The organism is Allobosea sp. GW822-FHT03F07, from assembly GCF_058801345.1.
The window spans coordinates 1-15492 of record NZ_JBXAND010000024.1 but is presented as its reverse complement, the minus strand read 5'-3'; the positions used below and the strand labels follow the sequence as shown (position 1 = coordinate 15492).

Below are 15492 nucleotides of genomic sequence, written 5' to 3'. Positions count from 1 at the left end.
GTCGGCCCCGCCAACCACGCCGGCAAGCGCGAGATCCTCGTCGAGACCGGAAGAGCGCGCGAAGACGAGGAGTGAGGGCGCCTCGGCCGTCCGCTGCTGTTGCTGCCCTGCTTACAGCGAAGGCGGGGAGACCGCCTCCGCCGGCGCGCGGATGGCATTGCCGGTCGTCTCGCCGACATCCTGGATCGAGCGGCCGACCTCACCGACTTTTTCGTGGAAGTTGCGCCGCGTATTAGGATCGATCACGGCGATCGGAGCCGCGACCGCCAGCCCCGCCGCCGTGCCGACAGCCGCCGCCGCGCTGCCGGTCGCCTGCATCAGGCGCTCGCCGACACCGACGCGGGAATCCGTGATCGGCTGGCCTTCGACCAGCCTCGTCCCGATCAGCTGTACGACCTCCGGGCTTTCCGCGAACTTGCCGTGGTTCAGCTTGTCCCCGGTGCGCAATTTGCTCAGATTGAGCACGGTGATCTTTGCGGCCTCGAGCTTGCTCTTGTAGGGCTCCGCGTCCGGGTCGATCGCGCCCAGCCTCGCCGTGCTGCCCCAGACCCGGCGCGAGACAGCCAGCGCGCGGTCATCGGTCGAGACGAACAGGGTGAAGTTCGGCCGCCTTCCTTCCATCTCCTGGATCTGCGTCCAGAACACGTCGATATCGACATCGGGCGAGGCCAGCATCACATTGGCGATCTTGGGCGGGATCTGGCGGTTGCGGATCGACATCTGCCGCAGCGCCTCCAGCGTCACCCAATTGCCCATGGAGTGGGCGAGGATCGAGACCTCGCCCACGGCCGGGTCCTTCGACAGCGCCTGAAGCAGGTTCTCGAGGGCATGGCGCGAGTAGTTGGCGCTCTCGCGGTCATAGCCATAGCCGAACAGCGAGCCCTGCGAGGGCCAGGTGAACAGCACCGGCACCGTCGGCGCGCCGGAATCATGGACGATCTGGGCGAAGCGGTAGACCGCATCCTCGAAGCGGTTGTTGAAGCCGTGCACGAAAACCATGACGCGGCGCTTGGGCACCTTGGACACCGCGCTGTGCAGCCGAGCCAGCACCGTGGGCCGGTCGAGCCTGTCGACCTTGAGCGTCACGAAGTCGGTGGCGGGATCGCCGGGCAGGCGGCTCGGCCATTGCACCTCGCCGACCTTGCGCTTGTCGGCCGGCGGCAGCGACACGGTGATCTCGGCGAAGGCGGGGGCGCCGCGCTCGCCCGAGAACAGCACGCCCGCGTCCGGATCGGCCGAGCGCGTGGTGGCGACCAGCATGGTGACCTTGCTGGTGCCCGGTGCGCCATGGGGGACCGGCGCCAGAACACCACGAACATCGCCCGCGCAGCCGGCGAGGCCGATAGCGATCAGCGCTGCAGGCAGAAACGCGGTGCGGGCGAGATTTCGGGGCGAGCGGTAAGGCTTCGATTCACCGGAACGCGACGATGGGGGCAGGCTGCTGGACGAACCGAACGCAAACAACATGACCGGCCCCAAGCACCCGTGACGCTAACCCTCGCGAAGCCTGCTCGCGCGGTATGACCGCGTCAAGAACAGCGGGCGTTTTATTGGGAACTGTTGCAAAGCGGTTAGGGCGCATCATCGGCTCGGCTGCCGGTCTAGGGAACGGAACTGCGCCTGGCATGCCGCCCCATGTCGCTGGAGGGTGATGCGCTGGCCGCATTATTGCGTAGATTGGCACCGTGGGCCGATATGCCGGCAGCGAAGAAAATGCGTGGGACGTATCGAGAATGGCCTATGACGTGATCATCGTCGGCATCGGGGGCATGGGAAGCGCCACCGCCTGGCATCTGGCGCGCCGTGGCCTCAAGGTTCTCGGCCTCGAGCGCTTCGACATCCCCCATAATATGGGCTCGTCGCACGGCGTCAGCCGGATCATCCGCCTGCCCTATTATGAGGACCCGGCCTATGTCCCGCTGCTGCATCGCGCCTACGAACTCTGGGACGAGATCGAGCAGGCGACCGGCGAGGAGCTGCTCGTCATCACCGGCTCGATCGACGCCAGCCCCGAGGACGATCAGCTCTTCCAGGGCGCGCTGAACTCCGCCCGCCTGCACGATTTGCCCCATGAGGTGCTGACCGGCGACGAGGTCAATGCGCGCTGGCCGGGCTATCGCCTGCCGTCGTCGCATCGTGCGGTATTCCAGGCGCGTGGCGGCTTGATCGCCAGCGAGCGCGCGATCGTGGCGCATGTCCGCGCCGCCCAGGAGCATGGCGCGGACATCCATGCCCGCGAGGCCGTGCTCGGCTGGGAGGCCAAGCCAAATGGCGACGGCGTCGTCGTGACGACCGATCGCGGTCGCTACGAGGCGGCGCGGCTGGTGCTGGCGGCCGGCGCCTGGATGGGCGATCTCGAGCCCTCGCTGCGTCCGGTCGCAGTGCCCGAGCGGCAGGTGCTCGCCTGGCTGCAGCCGCAGCGGCCGGACCTCTTCGCGCGCGACCGCTTCCCGGTGTTCAATCTCCAGGTCGAGGAAGGCCGCTATTACGGCTTTCCGATCTACGAGGTGCCTGGCTTCAAGTTCGGCCGTTACCACCATCGCGGCGAGACCAGCCGCGCCGACGAGGTCAGGCGCGAGCCGGATGCCGAGGACGAACGCATCCTGCGGGAGTTCAGCCAGCGCTATTTCCCGGAGGGCAGCGGCGCGACCATGGCGCTGCGGAGCTGCATGTTCACCAACACGCCCGACGAGCATTTCATCCTCGACCACCATCCCGCCCATCCCCAGGTCGTGCTCGTCTCGCCCTGCTCGGGGCATGGCTACAAGTTCTGCAGCGTGATCGGGGAGATCGTCGCCGATCTCGCCAGCGGCGACGGCACGACGCGGCACGATGTCGGGTTCCTGCGCCTGTCGCGGGCAGCGCTGGCGGCTCCTCATGCGTGACGGCCTCGATGCCGCCTCGCGCAGCGGCCTGCGGCTCGGTATCGACATCGGCGGCACCTTCACCGACTTCGCGCTGGTGGATGCCGCCGGGCGGCGCGTCGGCGTCCACAAGCAACTGACGACGCCGCGCGATCCCTCGCAGGCCGTGCTCGAAGGCACTCTTGCGATCTGCTGGGCCGCGGGCTGCGCCCTGTCTGACCTCGTCGAGATCGTTCATGGCACGACGTTGGTCACCAACGCCCTGATCGAGCGTCGCGGCGACCGCACCGGCATGCTCGTGACCGAGGGCTTCCGGGACCTTTTTGATATCGGGCGCGAGCAGCGTTACGACCTGTTCGACCTCAGGCTCCGCTACGCCGAGCCGATCGTCGAACGCGCCCTTCGGGCCGAAATCCCTGAGCGCCTGAAACATGACGGCTCGGCCCTTTTGCCGTTGGACGAGGAAGCCGTCGCTGCGCAGACGCGGCGTCTGGTCGAAGATGAACGGATCGAGGCGCTGGCGATCTGCTTCCTCCATGCGCATGTCGACGATCGTCACGAGCGCCGCGCCCGCGAGATCGCACAGGCGCTTTATCCTTCGCTCCACATCAGCCATTCAGCCGATGTCTTCCCCTATCCGCGCGAGTTCGAACGCTGGACCACGACCTGCGCCAACGCCTATTCGCAGCCGTTGGTCGACCGCTATCTTTCCCGGCTCGAAACGGGGCTGGCCGAGGGCGGATTCCGGGGGCGCCTCTGGATCATGGCGTCGAGCGGCGGCCTGATGGGCCTCGACATGGCCAGGCGCTACCCTGTGAAACTGTTGGAATCCGGGCCAGCCGCCGGCGTGCTCGTTGCGGCACGGATCGGCACGGACGTGGCCGGGGGCGACCTTTTGTCTTTCGATCTCGGCGGCACGACCGCCAAGGGCGCGCTCGTGCGCAAGGGCAGGCCCTTCCGCGCCTACTCATTCGAGGCGGCGCATGCCTATGAATATCGCAGCGGTAGCGGGCTGCCGCTGCAGATCCCTGTCCTCGACATGACCGAGATCGGCACCGGCGGCGGCAGCCTCGTCGCGCCGGATGCGCTAGGCCGGCTTCGTGTCGGGCCGCGCAGCGCCGGCGCCGAGCCCGGGCCGGTCTCCTATGGTCGGGGTGGCACGACCGCGACCCTGACCGACGCAAATCTGCTGCTGGGCTATCTCCATCCGGACAGCTTCCTCGGCGGCACGATGAGGCTCGATCTCGATGCCGCCCGGGCGGCCTATCGCGAGCAGATCGGCGCGCCGCTCGGCGTCGATGCCATGCGGGCCGCATGGGGAGCGCATGACATGGCCAATGAGGACATCGCGCGGGCTTTCCGCATGCATGCCACCGAGCGCGGCTTCGACTATCGCGGCTGCGCCATGGTGGCTTTCGGCGGCGGCGGGCCGCTCCATGCGGCACGCATCGCCCGCAAGCTGCGGGTCCCACGTGTGATCTTCCCGCGCGGCGCCGGGGTGATGTCGGCTTTCGGCATGCTGTCCGGCGCACAAGCCTTCGAGACGGTGAGGGCCTTCCGACGTGAACTCGACGCCGTCGAGGAGAACGAATTGCGGGCGCTGATCGACGATCTCGACGCCGAGGCGGCGGCCCCCCTCGGTGCCTCCGACGCGATCCATTGGCACCGCCGCTTCGACATGCGCTATCGCGGCCAGCACTACGACATCGAGGTCGAGCTTCCCGACGCTTGCGAGAACGCCCGCGAAGCGCTGCGGACGCGCTTCACCGAACGCTATCGCGAGATCTTCCATGCCAATCTCGCCGAGCCGATCGAGATCGTCGGCTTGAAGGTCGAGGCGAGCGCGGCCGCGCCGCGACATTTCTCGACCAGCCCGGCGGCGGAGGCGAGCGGCGAGGTGCAGATCGGCTCGCGGCCAGCCTATTTCCCGGCTGCTGGTGGGCTGGTCGATTGCCAGGTCTATGCCCGCTCGCGGCTGCGGCCGGGGATGGTGGTGGCCGGCCCGGCCCTGATCGAAGAAGCGGAATCGACGACGCTGCTCGACGCCGACGATCGCGCCACTGTCGCCGGCGATATGAGCCTCGTTGCGGAGATCGCGACCCCATGACGACCACTATGCTCCGGCGCAGCCTCGATGCGATCGATCTCGCCATCGCCTGGGACCGGCTGGTCTCGATCACCGATGAGGGCGCGGCGGCGCTGATCCGCACCTCCTTCTCGATGCTGGTGCGCGAGGGCTTCGATCTCTCGGTGATGATCTTCGATACGCGCGGCCGGCTGATCGCGCAGAGCCGCAAATGCATCCCGGTTTTCATCGGTACGGCGCCCGTGACCATGGCGCATATGCTGAAGAGGTTCCCGCCGCAGACTCTGGCGCCGGGTGATGTCGTGGCCTCGAACGATCCAGTCATCGGCACGGGCCACATGTTCGACCTTGCCCTGATGAAACCGATCTTCCGGGGCGGACGCATCGTCGCCTATGCCATGAGCATCACCCATCTGCCCGATATCGGCGGCATGGGCTTCTCGGCCGCCGCGACCGAAATCTATCACGAGGGCCTGCGGCTGCCGATCTGGAAGCTCTTTGCCGCCGGCGTGCGCGATGAGACGCTGATCGAGCTGATCAATCTCAATGTCCGCGTCCCCGAGCAGGTGCTCGGCGACATCATGGCGAGCGTGAGCTGCCTCGAAGTGGTCGACCGTCAGCTCGGCGAATTCCTGGCCGAGGCGGGGCTGGCCGATGTCGACGAGATCGCGGTGTCCATCATCGATCAGACCGAAGCCGCCGTCAGGGCCGCCCTCGCCGAGATTCCCGACGGCGTCTACGGCAACGAGGTCAAGGTCGAGGCTTTCGGCGACGTGCGAAAGCTCGTCTGCCGGATCGACAAGCGTGGCAGCGAGGTGGCGATCGACTTCGCCGGAACCGGCCCCTGCGTCGCCGCCGGCATCAATGTTCCAATGCCCTATACGCGTTCGATGGCGCTCTACACGCTGAAATGCATCACTGCGCCGAAGCTGCCCAACAATGATGGCGCGACGGTGCCGATCTCGATCAGCGCGCCCGTCGGCTGCCTGCTCAACGCGCAGCCGCCGGCGCCTTCGGCCGGGCGGCATGTCATCGGCCATTTCATTCCGCCGCTGATCTTCGGGGCGCTCGCCGATGTCGTACCGCAGCGCGTGATGGCGGGCAGCGGTCTCATCGACTTCATCACCTTGCAGGGCCGCCGGCCGGATGGCTCGGGCATGAGCACGACCTTTTGCGCCGCGGGCGGCTTCGGTGCGCTGAGCGATCTCGACGGCCAGCCGACGACGCCGGGCTCCTCCAATATGGGCGGCATGTCGGCGGAGCTGTTCGAGCCGGAAAGCGGGCTCGTCGTCGAGCGCAAGGCCCTGCGCCCGGATTCCGGCGGCGCGGGCGCCTATCGCGGCGGGCCCGGCCAGGAGATTGTGCTGCGCAATTACAGCGCCTTCCCGGTCAGCGTCTTCTCCATGGCCAACCGGACGCAGTTCCCGGCGCAGGGCTTCGCCGGCGGGCAACCGGGCGCCTGTCGCGAGCATCTGGTCAACGGCGAGACGATCTCGCCACAGGGGCGCCACGAACTCGCGCCCGGTGACAGCCTGACGCTGCGCGAGGCCGGCGGCGCCGGCTTCGGCCCACCGCAGGAGCGCCCGATCAGCAGGATCGCGGATGATCTGCGCCGGGGCTATGCGACGCCCGACGGCGTTGCGCAGGCCTATGGGCAGGATTGGTGCAGTCGCGAAAGCTGAGTGCCCTTAAGCGGCTTGTGTCCGCAACGCGTGCTTCAGGCCCCGGATCGCGGCTTCCGGCGTCGTGACGACGCGCAGCCCCGTGGCCGCCTCGATCGCTGGTCTGGCGCGGGCGAGCGAGAACTGACCAAGGATCAGCGTATCGACGTCCTTCAGCTTTGCGGCGGCTTCGGCCGCCAGCCGGTCATGGGTTGCGCCATCGCCGGCCTTGAGCGCGGCGAGCGCGCCGTCCACCACGATGCCGGTGACGTCGACCGGCTTGCTCGCCATTTCGTTCAGCTCTTGCGTCAGCGAGGGTAGGGAAGGCGCGAAGGTGACGATCAGCCCGATCCTGCCGCCGAGCGCCAACGCCTCGGAGAAGGCGGATTCGTTCGGGCGCAGCACCGGGATCGGCAAGGCGCGTTTGACTGCGTCGATGGCCGGGCCGAAGGCCGAGCAGGTGAAGAGGATCGCTCTGGCCGGCCCCGCAGTGCCCTCGGTCGCCGCCGCATAGCGCCCGAGCGTCAGGAAGCGCTCGGTCATCGCCTGGTCGAGGCTGCCGCGCGCGGCGAGGTCGGTCGCCAGCGAGGTGTCGAGCAGGTCGAAGGCCTTGGCCTGCGGCCAGTCCGAGGCGAAGGCCGTCCGCGCCGGCAGCACGGATTCCTCAAGCGCGTGGATGAGCGCGATGCGCGGGGCCGGTTCGATCGTGTCGGTCATGGGCAAGTCCTGTCAGTCGCTGACCAGCGTGCGCGCCTTCAGGAGAGCGAGCAAGCCTTCGTCGCGGCGCGCCTCCAGCTCGGCGATCGAGCGACCGTCGGCCTCGTCCGCGACGCCGGCGACGATCTTCGCTTGGACATCGGCGTCGAGCGACGGATCGCCGAGCGATTGCCAGCGCCGCACCTGGCTCGGCCCGAGATGGGCGAGGTAGCCGGCGATGCCGCCTTCGCCGCCGCCGAGATGATAGGTCATGTGCGGCCCCATCAGGGCCCAGCGCAGGCCGGGCCCGTTGCAGAGCGCGGCATCGATGTCGGCGACGCTGGCGACGCCTTGCTCGACCAGATGCACCGCCTCGCGATAGAGCGCCGAGGCCAGCCGGTTGGCGATATGCCCGGGCATCTCGCGGTTGAGCACGACGGGGCGCCGGCCGAGTGCGCGATAGAAGGCGGCGGCGCGCGCCACGACCTCAGGATCGGCCCCGACGATCTCGACCAGCGGCACCAGATGCGGCGGGTTGAACGGGTGCGCCACGACGATCCGCTCCGGCCGCGCGCAATCGGCGACGATGGCGCTGCGGACCAGCGCCGAGGTCGAACTGGCTATGATCGCGTCTGGCGGGAGGAGGCTATCGATCTCGGCTAGGAGCTTGCGCTTCACCGCCTCGTTTTCCGGCCCGTTCTCCTGGACGAAGCTGGCCCCCTTCAGCGCCAGGGCAAGGTCGGTGGAGAAGCGGACTGCGCCCGTTCCCGTCAGTCCCAGCTCGGTCAGTTGTGCCCGCGCCCGCTCGACAGAGGAGAGAAAACGCGCCTCGGCTTCGGGATTGGGATCGTAAGCGCAGACGCCGACGCCATGCGCGCTGGCGAGAGCCGCCCAACTGGCGCCGATCATGCCGGCGCCGACGATGGCGAGCTGCTGGATAGTGTCAATCATGAAGAGAGGCCCGGTCCCGTCACTCGGCCTTGATGCCGCTCGTCTTGATCAGGTCGCCCCATTTCGCGATCTCGCTGTCGATCCTTGCCGCGGCCTCGGCGGGCGTGCTCGGCTTCGGGACGACGCCCTGCAGCGCGAGCGCCTCCTTCAGCTTCGGGCTCTGGAGCGCCTTGTTAAGCTCCGTGTTGAGCTTGTCCAGAACCGGCTGCGGCGTGCCGGTCGGCGCGAGCAGACCGAACCAGGACGAGACCTCGAATCCGGCGAGCCCCTGGGAGATCGCCGTCGGCGTCTCCGGCATGAAGGGCGAGGCTTCCGTGCCGGTGGTGGCGATCGCCTTCAGCGAACCGCCCTTCACATGCTGGAGCACGGCGGGAATCGTGTCGAACATGATCTTGACCTGGCCCGCGACCATGTCGGTCATCGCCGGGCCGGAGCCGCGATAGGGCACCACCGGCATCTTCGTGCCGGCCTTGAGGTTGAACAATTCGCCCGAGAGATGCTGCGGCGAACCCTGGCCGGACGACGCGTAGGAATAGGCTTCCGGATTGGCCTTGATCAGCGCGATCAGCTCCGGAACCGTCTTGGCCGGCACCGACGGGTGCACGACGAGCGCCAACCCGACATTGCCGGCAAGCCCGACCGGGACGAGATCCTTCTTCAGGTCGAAACCGGGCTTGGCCTGCAGGCTCATATTGATCGAATGGCTGGTCAGGGCGCCGAGCAGCAGGGTGTAGCCGTCGGGCTGGGCGCGCGCGGCCGCAGCCGCTCCGACGCTGCCGCCGGCACCCGCCCGGTTCTCGACCACGACCCGCTGGCCGAGCCCGTTCGACATCTCCTCGGCGACGACGCGGCCGATGATGTCCGTCGCGCCGCCCGGCGCATAGGGCACGACCAGCGTGATCGGCTTCTGCGGATAGGCCTGGGCGAAAGCGGTGACTGGCAAGGAGAACGAAAGGCCGGCCAGCGAAAGGCCGGCGAGCGCGCCGATGAGATGGCGACGGTCGAGCATGGGAAATCCTCCAGAGGTGGGCGCGCGGACTGGTTGGCTCCAGTCTCGTCGGAAAGGCTTGGGCCAGGCTGGCCGATCAGCAGAAGTCGAAGTCGCAGCCCTCGTCGGCCTGCAGGACCGTGGTGAGATAGAGGTGGCGATAGCCGCGCGATTCCTCGGCCAGATGCGCCGGCGGCTGCCATTCGCCCTTGCGTCGCTCCAGCTCGGCGTCGTCGACGAGGAGCGCGATCTCGCGGGACTCGACATCGAGCCGGATCATGTCGCCGTTGCGCACCAGTCCGAGCGGGCCGCCTACCGCGGATTCCGGCGTGATGTGCAGCACGATCGTGCCGAAGGCGGTGCCGCTCATGCGGGCGTCGGAAATCCGGACCATGTCCTTGACGCCGGCCTGCGCCAGCTTCTTCGGGATCGGGATATAGCCGGCCTCCGGCATGCCGGGTGCGCCCTTGGGGCCGGCATTGGTCAGCACGAGCACGTCATCCGCCTTCACGTCGAGGTCGGGATCGTCCATGCGGCGGACCATGTCCTCGACCGAGGCGAAGACGACTGCGCGCCCGGTATGCTTCAAAAGGGCAGGCGAGGCGGCCGAATGCTTGATGACGGCGCCGCCCGGCGCGAGGTTGCCGCGCAGCACGGCCATGCCGCCGGTCGGCTTCACCGGGCTTGCGGCGGAGCGGATGATGCTCTGGTTGGGTACGTCCTCGGCCGCATCTGCGACCTCGCCGATCGTGCGGCCGTCGATCGTCGGGGCCGAGCGGTCGAGATGGTCGCCGAGCTCCTTCATGAGTTTGGGCACGCCGCCGGCCCAATGGAAGTGCTCCATGTAGTGGTCGCCCGAGGGCTTGAGGTCGATCAGCACCGGCACCTTGCGGCCGATGGCGTCGAACTCCTCCAGATCGATCGCCAGGCCGGCGCGGCGCGCGATCGCGGCGAGATGGACGAGGCCGTTCGTCGAGCCGCCGATCGCCTGCAGGACGGTCAATGCGTTCCGGAACGCGGTTTCGGTCAGGATCTCACTCGGCTTCGGCCCGCCCTTGGCGAGCCGCACGGCCTCGCGTCCGCTGGCTTCCGCTGCACGGATGCGGTCGGCATGGGTGGCGGGAATCGTGCCCGAGCCGGGCAGGGCAATGCCGAGCGCCTCGACGAGGCAACCCATCGTGCTCGCGGTGCCCATCACCATGCAGGTGCCCTGCGTCGGCGCGAGCCGGCCGCTCAGCACCTCGATCTCGGCCTCGTCGATCTGGCCGGCGCGGTGCTGTCCCCAGAGCCGGCGGCAGTCGGTGCAGGCGCCGAGCACCTCGCCCTTGTGGTGGCCGACGAGCATCGGGCCGGTAATGAGCTGGATCGCCGGCACGTCGGCGCTGACCGCGCCCATGAGCTGGGCCGGAACGGTCTTGTCGCAGCCGCCAATCAGTACGACGGAATCGCAGGGCTGGGCCCGGATCATCTCCTCGGTGTCGATCGCCATCAGGTTGCGCAGGAACATCGAGGTCGGGTTGGCGAAGGATTCGTGGATGGAGATCGTCGGGAACTCCATCGGCAGGCCGCCCGCCAGCATCACGCCGCGCTTCACCGCCTCGATCAGGCGCGGCACATTGCCATGGCAGGGGTTGAAGTCGCTGAAGGTGTTGGTGATGCCGATGATAGGCCGGTCGAGCGCGTCGTCCGAGAAGCCGGCGGCCTTGATGAAGGCCTTGCGCAGGAACAGCGAGAAGCCCGGATCGCCATAGGTCGCGAGATTGCGGCGCATGCCGCGTGCCGCAGGCTTCAGGGATGGGGTATCGTTGTCGGACGTGCTCATGGGGCTAGGAATATGTCTGTTGCCAGGATTGTCAACAATTATGTCGAAGGGTTATAAACTGGCATGAGCGCGACCGCCCTCAAGGCCCAGACCACCGAACGCGTGCGCAATGTTGCGGCCATGCTGGAGGAGGAGATCGTCCTCGGCTGGCTCCTGCCGCGCGAGCGTCTGGTCGAGGAGGAACTGGCTGAGCGCCTCGCCGTGAAGCGCCATGTCGTGCGCGAGGCGCTGGCCGATCTGGAGCGTGTCGGGCTGGTCGAGCGTATCCCCAACCGGGGGGCGGTGGTGAAGCTGCTCGACCCGCTCGAAGTCCGGCAGATCTATTCGGTGCGCGAGGCGCTGGAGACGCTGGCCGCCGAGCAGATTCCGCTGCCGGCCTCGATCGAGGTTCTCGGGCAATTGTGCGCCGTCCAGCAGCAGCATGCCGCGGCCGTCGAGAGCGGCGATGCCCGCGCCGCCTTCCGTGCCAACATGCTGTTCCACGAGACGCTGTTTCGCGCCTGCGGCAATCCCCATCTCGTCGAGCTGATCCAGGGGCTGGCGCAGAAGGTCCATGGCGCGCGCTCGATCACGGCCGCGAGCCCCGAGCATCTACGGCTCGCTCGCGACGAGCATGCCGCCATGGTTGATGCGCTCGCGGCCGGAGACCGCGCCCGGCTCGTGGCGCTCTGCCGCCAGCACCTCGGCCCGTCCCGCGACGCCTATATCACCGCCGTCGAGGCTCGCTTCGCCCGGCAGGCGGCCCCGGCCGGCAAGACGAGCAGTTAGCGCGAGCGTCTCAGGCCGCGTTCTCTATACCGAGCCGCCAGCGCGAAACGTCGATGCGGGCGGTGAGGGGCAGGTGGTCCGATGCCTTGCGGGACAAGGGCGTGTCATGCACGCAGAGGTCCGAGATCAGTCCGTCCGGCCACGCCAGGATGCGGTCCAGCGGCAGTATCGGCCGGCGCGAAGGAAAGCTCGGCGGGTGCTTGATGTCGGCGAAATGCGGGACGAGCACGTCGAGCGCCGAGCGACGGCTGCGCCGCCATTCGTTGAAATCGCCGAGCAGGATGGTCGGCATCGGCACGAGTTCGAGGAAGGCATGCAGCAGTGCGGTGGCCTGGTCGATGCGCGAGCGCCGCAGCAGGCCGAGATGCGCCGCGATCACGCGGAACTTGCCTTCGCCGAGGTCGAGTTCAGCGACGACCGCCCCACGCGGCTCGATCCCCGGCAGCTTGAGACGGAAGCGTCGGTAGGAGAGCGGCTCGCCACGCACGAGCAGGGCATTGCCGTGCCAGCCATGGCCGTCGACGACATCGGACTGGACCAGCAGGTGCAGGCCGGTCTCGCGCAGGATCGCTGCGGGATCGAGCAGCCCCGTGCGCTGGCCGAAGCGGCGGTCGACCTCCTGCAGCGCCACCAGATCGGCGCCGATCTCGGCCAGGACGGAGACGATTCGATCAGGCCGCACACGCCGATCCGTGCCGCGGCATTTGTGGATGTTGTAGGATGCGACCTTCACCGGACCTCGCTGATCGACATCAGAGATAAGGCATGAGCAGCCGGGCCGCCGCATCACGAATTTTCACGATTCCCCAGCGCGCGTCGATGTCCTCCAGCGTGACGGGACGGCTCCGCTTGCTGTCGATGAGGCCGGCGATCCGCTGGGCGAGGTCGCGGTCATAGAACTCCATGGTGATCTCGAAGTTCAGCCGCAGGCTTCGCGCATCCCAGTTCGCACTGCCGATCAGGCTCCAGGCATCGTCGATCGTCACCAGCTTGGAGTGGTCGAAGGGGGCCGGCGAACGCCAGATCTGGCAGCCTGCCTTGAGCAGAGGGCGGATATGCGCCTGCATGGCCCATCCCATCAGCCTGTGGTTGTTCTTGGCGGGTATCACGAGATGGACGCCGACGCCTCGCAGCGCTGCCAACTGCAGCGCCGTGATCACCTGCTGGTCGGGCAGGAAATAGGGCGTCGCGATCCGCAAGGACGACGAAGCCGTGTTGATGGCGGACAGCAGCGCCAGCATCAGCTGGTCGACGCTCTGGTCGGGGCCGGAAGAGATCACCCTGGCCGGCGCACGGCCGCTGCTATGGATCGCTGGAAACCAGAGCGAGCTTTCCAGCGCCTCGCCGGTCGCGAAGGCCCAGTCGTCCTGGAAGCTCTCCATCACCTGCCTCACGACCGGCCCCTCGATCAAGAAATGGACGTCGCGAACGGGCTCGCTCGGCTGCAAGGCCAGCACGTTCTCGGCGCCGATGTTGAGCCCGCCGAGAAAGGCGGTCTGCCCGTCGATGAGGAGGATCTTCTTGTGCAGCCGCAGATCGAGCAGCGGCATCTTCCAGGGTAGCAGCGAGTGGAGGAAGCGCGCCGCAGGGACGCCCTCGCGGCGCAGCCGGTGATAGGCGCGCGAATGCAGGAAGCCGCCGCCGAAACCGTCGATGAGGACCCGCACCGCCACGCCGCGGCGATGCGCGCGAGCGAGCGCCTCGATGAACTGCAGGCCCAGTGCGTCGATCCGGAAGATGAAGGTCGAGAGCACGACGCTCGACGTCGCGGCCTCGATCGCTGCCAGCATGCGCGGATAGGCCTCGTCGCCGCAGTCCAGCACAGCTGCGACCGTGCCGGGCTCGGTCGGCGCGCTGGTGATCCGGCCGACTGCGGTCTGGAGGCTGCTGGTCGGCCCGGTGCGAGCGACTGCGCGTTTCGATCTTGTCGCTCCGCTGTCGTCGACGCCACGCAGGCGCCGCGCGCGGCGCTGCACCCGGTTGATTCCGAATCCGAAATAAAGAATCGGCCCGAAGAAGGGCGAGAGCCAGGCCAGGCCGATCCAGCCGATGGCGGCGGGAACGTCGCGCTTCTGCAGCAGGGCATGGATCGTCACCGTCCCGGCCGTGGCGACATGGAGCGCCGTCAGCAGCAGGGGAGTGTGATCGGCGAGGCTCGTGAGCAGCGCAGCAAAATCCATCGGATTGTGGATTTACTATGAAGCGCGGCGCTTGGACATCGGGAACAATTCCGGCCGCTGGTCGCGATCAGGTGGCGGCGATGTTCCACTGCGCGATGACGCGGTTCTCCGGGTGGCCGGGGTCGTGGCCGAGCACGCCGTAGCATGCGGTGCCGAGCAGCAGGTGCCGCACCGCACCGATGTCGAGCCCGATCCAGCGCGCGGCGAGGCCGCGGCCGAAATGGCCATGCGAGAACACGGCGACATTGCCCGCTAGCGTCGATAGAAGCGCGACCATCCGGTCGGCGCGCGCAGCGACCTGCGCCGGCGATTCGCCGTTGGGGCAGCCGTCGCGGAGGATATCCCAGCCGGGCCGAGCCGCGCGGATCTCGACGGAGCGCAACCCTTCATAGTCGCCGTAATCCCACTCGGCGAGCTCGGCTTCGACCGTAGCCTGCGCACCGAGCCCGGCCAGCATCGCGGTCTGGCGGGCGCGCTGGCGCGGGCTGGTCAGCACATGCGAAAACGTCAGGTCGCGAAAGGACGCCCGGAGCGCCCGCGCTTCGCCTTCGCCATGGGGTGTCAGCGGGATGTCCGCGCGGCCGGTATGCTGCCCCGACAGCGACCATTCCGTCTGGCCGTGCCTGACCAGGTAGATCTGGAGCGGCGCGGGCACGGGAGGGGCAGGTTCGGGCTCACTGTCTTCCGTCATCGCTGATCGCTTCCTGAGGGATCGGCCACGCTGACCGCATTTGGATCGGCTCCGCCCTTCCGCCATATAGCGCCTGTCCTGCAACGATTCGCGAGGGGCCCATGCCCAAGCTCTGCAAGTTCACCTCGCCGGCCGACGGCAAGCCGGTCTATGTCAATCCGGCCCTCGTCACGGTCGTCTACACCTTCAAGGGCCAGCCGCCGGACACGATCATCGGCTTCGGCAGGGACTACATGCTCGGCGTGGCAGAGAGTTTGGAAGAGACGGTGAGGCGGCTGGAGAGCGTGGACGTAGACGCGGCGACCGAGCGCTAGAACCCAGGGAGCGATCCCAACCGGTTGCGCGCCATGGATTGGACTGCGATCATGAGTTCTGCAATCAGAACTGCCGCTCTGAACCAATGCCATGATCGTTCACGCGAACGCCAAAGCGGTGAGCATCGTCGTCATGAACATTGGCGGTGAAAAAAGAGTGCTGATGGTCGATACAGACCTCAAGCTGGATGGAGAGCACCCTGATTACAGCGTGCAGAAGCTCTTCAGTCTGAAGCGAGTCTGCCAGTCTTTCGTCGATGGAAATCCCGATACGGTTGACACCTACGCTATCCGGTCATGGAACTGAGGCCGAGCCCGAGCGCTAGACCCGGCGGAACCCGCTCGCCCCGCTGCGGAGCGGCTCATCTCGGCAAAGGCATCGGGCCTCGCCTCTTCTAGGTGACCGACTCATAACTTCGCAACCAGATGCGGATTGAAGCGAGCTGGACTGATGCGAGGAAGTTGTCGTCC

General features: G+C 67.7%; 14 protein-coding genes. 6 read left to right on the top strand and 8 right to left on the bottom strand.

Annotated elements, in window-relative coordinates:
* Positions 1-111 precede the first annotated feature (111 nt).
* Positions 112-1467, bottom strand: a complete 1356-nt coding sequence (locus tag AC1RMY_RS26325) for an alpha/beta hydrolase (protein WP_492869678.1) — start codon at positions 1465-1467, stop codon at positions 112-114.
* 266 nt (positions 1468-1733) lie between these two features.
* Here AC1RMY_RS26325 and solA point away from each other — a divergent pair, with 266 nt between their 5' ends.
* Genes solA through AC1RMY_RS26310 form a run of 3 tightly spaced genes read left to right on the top strand, consistent with a single transcriptional unit; the run spans position 1734 to position 6632 of the window.
* Positions 1734-2885 carry an N-methyl-L-tryptophan oxidase gene (solA, locus tag AC1RMY_RS26320; protein ID WP_492869676.1) on the top strand — a complete coding sequence of 384 codons (1152 nt, stop codon included), beginning with the start codon at positions 1734-1736 and terminating at the stop codon, positions 2883-2885.
* A complete protein-coding gene (locus AC1RMY_RS26315; RefSeq protein WP_492869674.1) occupies positions 2878-4971 on the top strand; it encodes a hydantoinase/oxoprolinase family protein in 2094 nt (697 codons plus the stop codon). The genes solA and AC1RMY_RS26315 overlap by 8 nt, the downstream gene beginning before the upstream one ends.
* On the top strand, positions 4968-6632 hold the full coding sequence (locus tag AC1RMY_RS26310) for a hydantoinase B/oxoprolinase family protein (protein WP_492869672.1): 1665 nt from the start codon (positions 4968-4970) through the stop codon (positions 6630-6632). The genes AC1RMY_RS26315 and AC1RMY_RS26310 overlap by 4 nt, the downstream gene beginning before the upstream one ends.
* 6 nt (positions 6633-6638) lie before the next feature.
* On the opposite strand, the gene AC1RMY_RS26305 is transcribed toward AC1RMY_RS26310, so the two are convergent.
* The 4 genes from AC1RMY_RS26305 to AC1RMY_RS26290 form a co-directional block, all read right to left on the bottom strand.
* The gene (locus tag AC1RMY_RS26305; RefSeq protein ID WP_492869671.1) at positions 6639-7328 is read right to left on the bottom strand and encodes an aspartate/glutamate racemase family protein; all 690 of its coding nucleotides are present in this window, start codon (positions 7326-7328) and stop codon (positions 6639-6641) included.
* Positions 7329-7340: 12 nt separating this feature from the next.
* Positions 7341-8258 carry a 3-hydroxyacyl-CoA dehydrogenase NAD-binding domain-containing protein gene (locus AC1RMY_RS26300; protein ID WP_492869669.1) on the bottom strand — a complete coding sequence of 306 codons (918 nt, stop codon included), beginning with the start codon at positions 8256-8258 and terminating at the stop codon, positions 7341-7343.
* Between the two features lie 19 nt (positions 8259-8277).
* A complete protein-coding gene (locus AC1RMY_RS26295; protein ID WP_492869667.1) occupies positions 8278-9267 on the bottom strand; it encodes a Bug family tripartite tricarboxylate transporter substrate binding protein in 990 nt (329 codons plus the stop codon).
* A 76-nt stretch (positions 9268-9343) separates the two neighbouring features.
* Positions 9344-11017, bottom strand: coding sequence for an IlvD/Edd family dehydratase (locus tag AC1RMY_RS26290; RefSeq protein WP_492869680.1), 1674 nt, complete (start codon positions 11015-11017; stop codon positions 9344-9346).
* A 114-nt stretch (positions 11018-11131) separates the two neighbouring features.
* Here AC1RMY_RS26290 and AC1RMY_RS26285 point away from each other — a divergent pair, with 114 nt between their 5' ends.
* Positions 11132-11836 (top strand): GntR family transcriptional regulator, encoded by a 705-nt coding sequence (locus tag AC1RMY_RS26285; RefSeq protein WP_492869665.1) that lies wholly within the window; start codon positions 11132-11134, stop codon positions 11834-11836.
* A 10-nt stretch (positions 11837-11846) separates the two neighbouring features.
* Here AC1RMY_RS26285 and AC1RMY_RS26280 read toward each other — a convergent pair whose 3' ends face one another.
* The 3 genes from AC1RMY_RS26280 to AC1RMY_RS26270 all read right to left on the bottom strand — a co-directional run bounded on the left by AC1RMY_RS26280 (position 11847) and on the right by AC1RMY_RS26270 (position 14707).
* A complete protein-coding gene (locus AC1RMY_RS26280; protein ID WP_492869663.1) occupies positions 11847-12569 on the bottom strand; it encodes an endonuclease/exonuclease/phosphatase family protein in 723 nt (240 codons plus the stop codon).
* Between the two features lie 19 nt (positions 12570-12588).
* Positions 12589-14016 (bottom strand): phospholipase D-like domain-containing protein, encoded by a 1428-nt coding sequence (locus AC1RMY_RS26275; RefSeq protein WP_492869661.1) that lies wholly within the window; start codon positions 14014-14016, stop codon positions 12589-12591.
* Positions 14017-14083: 67 nt separating this feature from the next.
* Positions 14084-14707, bottom strand: coding sequence for a histidine phosphatase family protein (locus AC1RMY_RS26270; RefSeq protein WP_492869659.1), 624 nt, complete (start codon positions 14705-14707; stop codon positions 14084-14086).
* A gap of 101 nt (positions 14708-14808) precedes the next feature.
* Between AC1RMY_RS26270 and AC1RMY_RS26265 the strand changes: the two genes are divergently transcribed.
* Together AC1RMY_RS26265 and AC1RMY_RS26260 are read left to right on the top strand one after the other, a co-directional pair.
* Positions 14809-15021 carry a hypothetical protein gene (locus tag AC1RMY_RS26265; RefSeq protein WP_492869657.1) on the top strand — a complete coding sequence of 71 codons (213 nt, stop codon included), beginning with the start codon at positions 14809-14811 and terminating at the stop codon, positions 15019-15021.
* Between the two features lie 91 nt (positions 15022-15112).
* On the top strand, positions 15113-15328 hold the full coding sequence (locus AC1RMY_RS26260; protein ID WP_492869655.1) for a hypothetical protein: 216 nt from the start codon (positions 15113-15115) through the stop codon (positions 15326-15328).
* Positions 15329-15492: the final 164 nt, after the last annotated feature.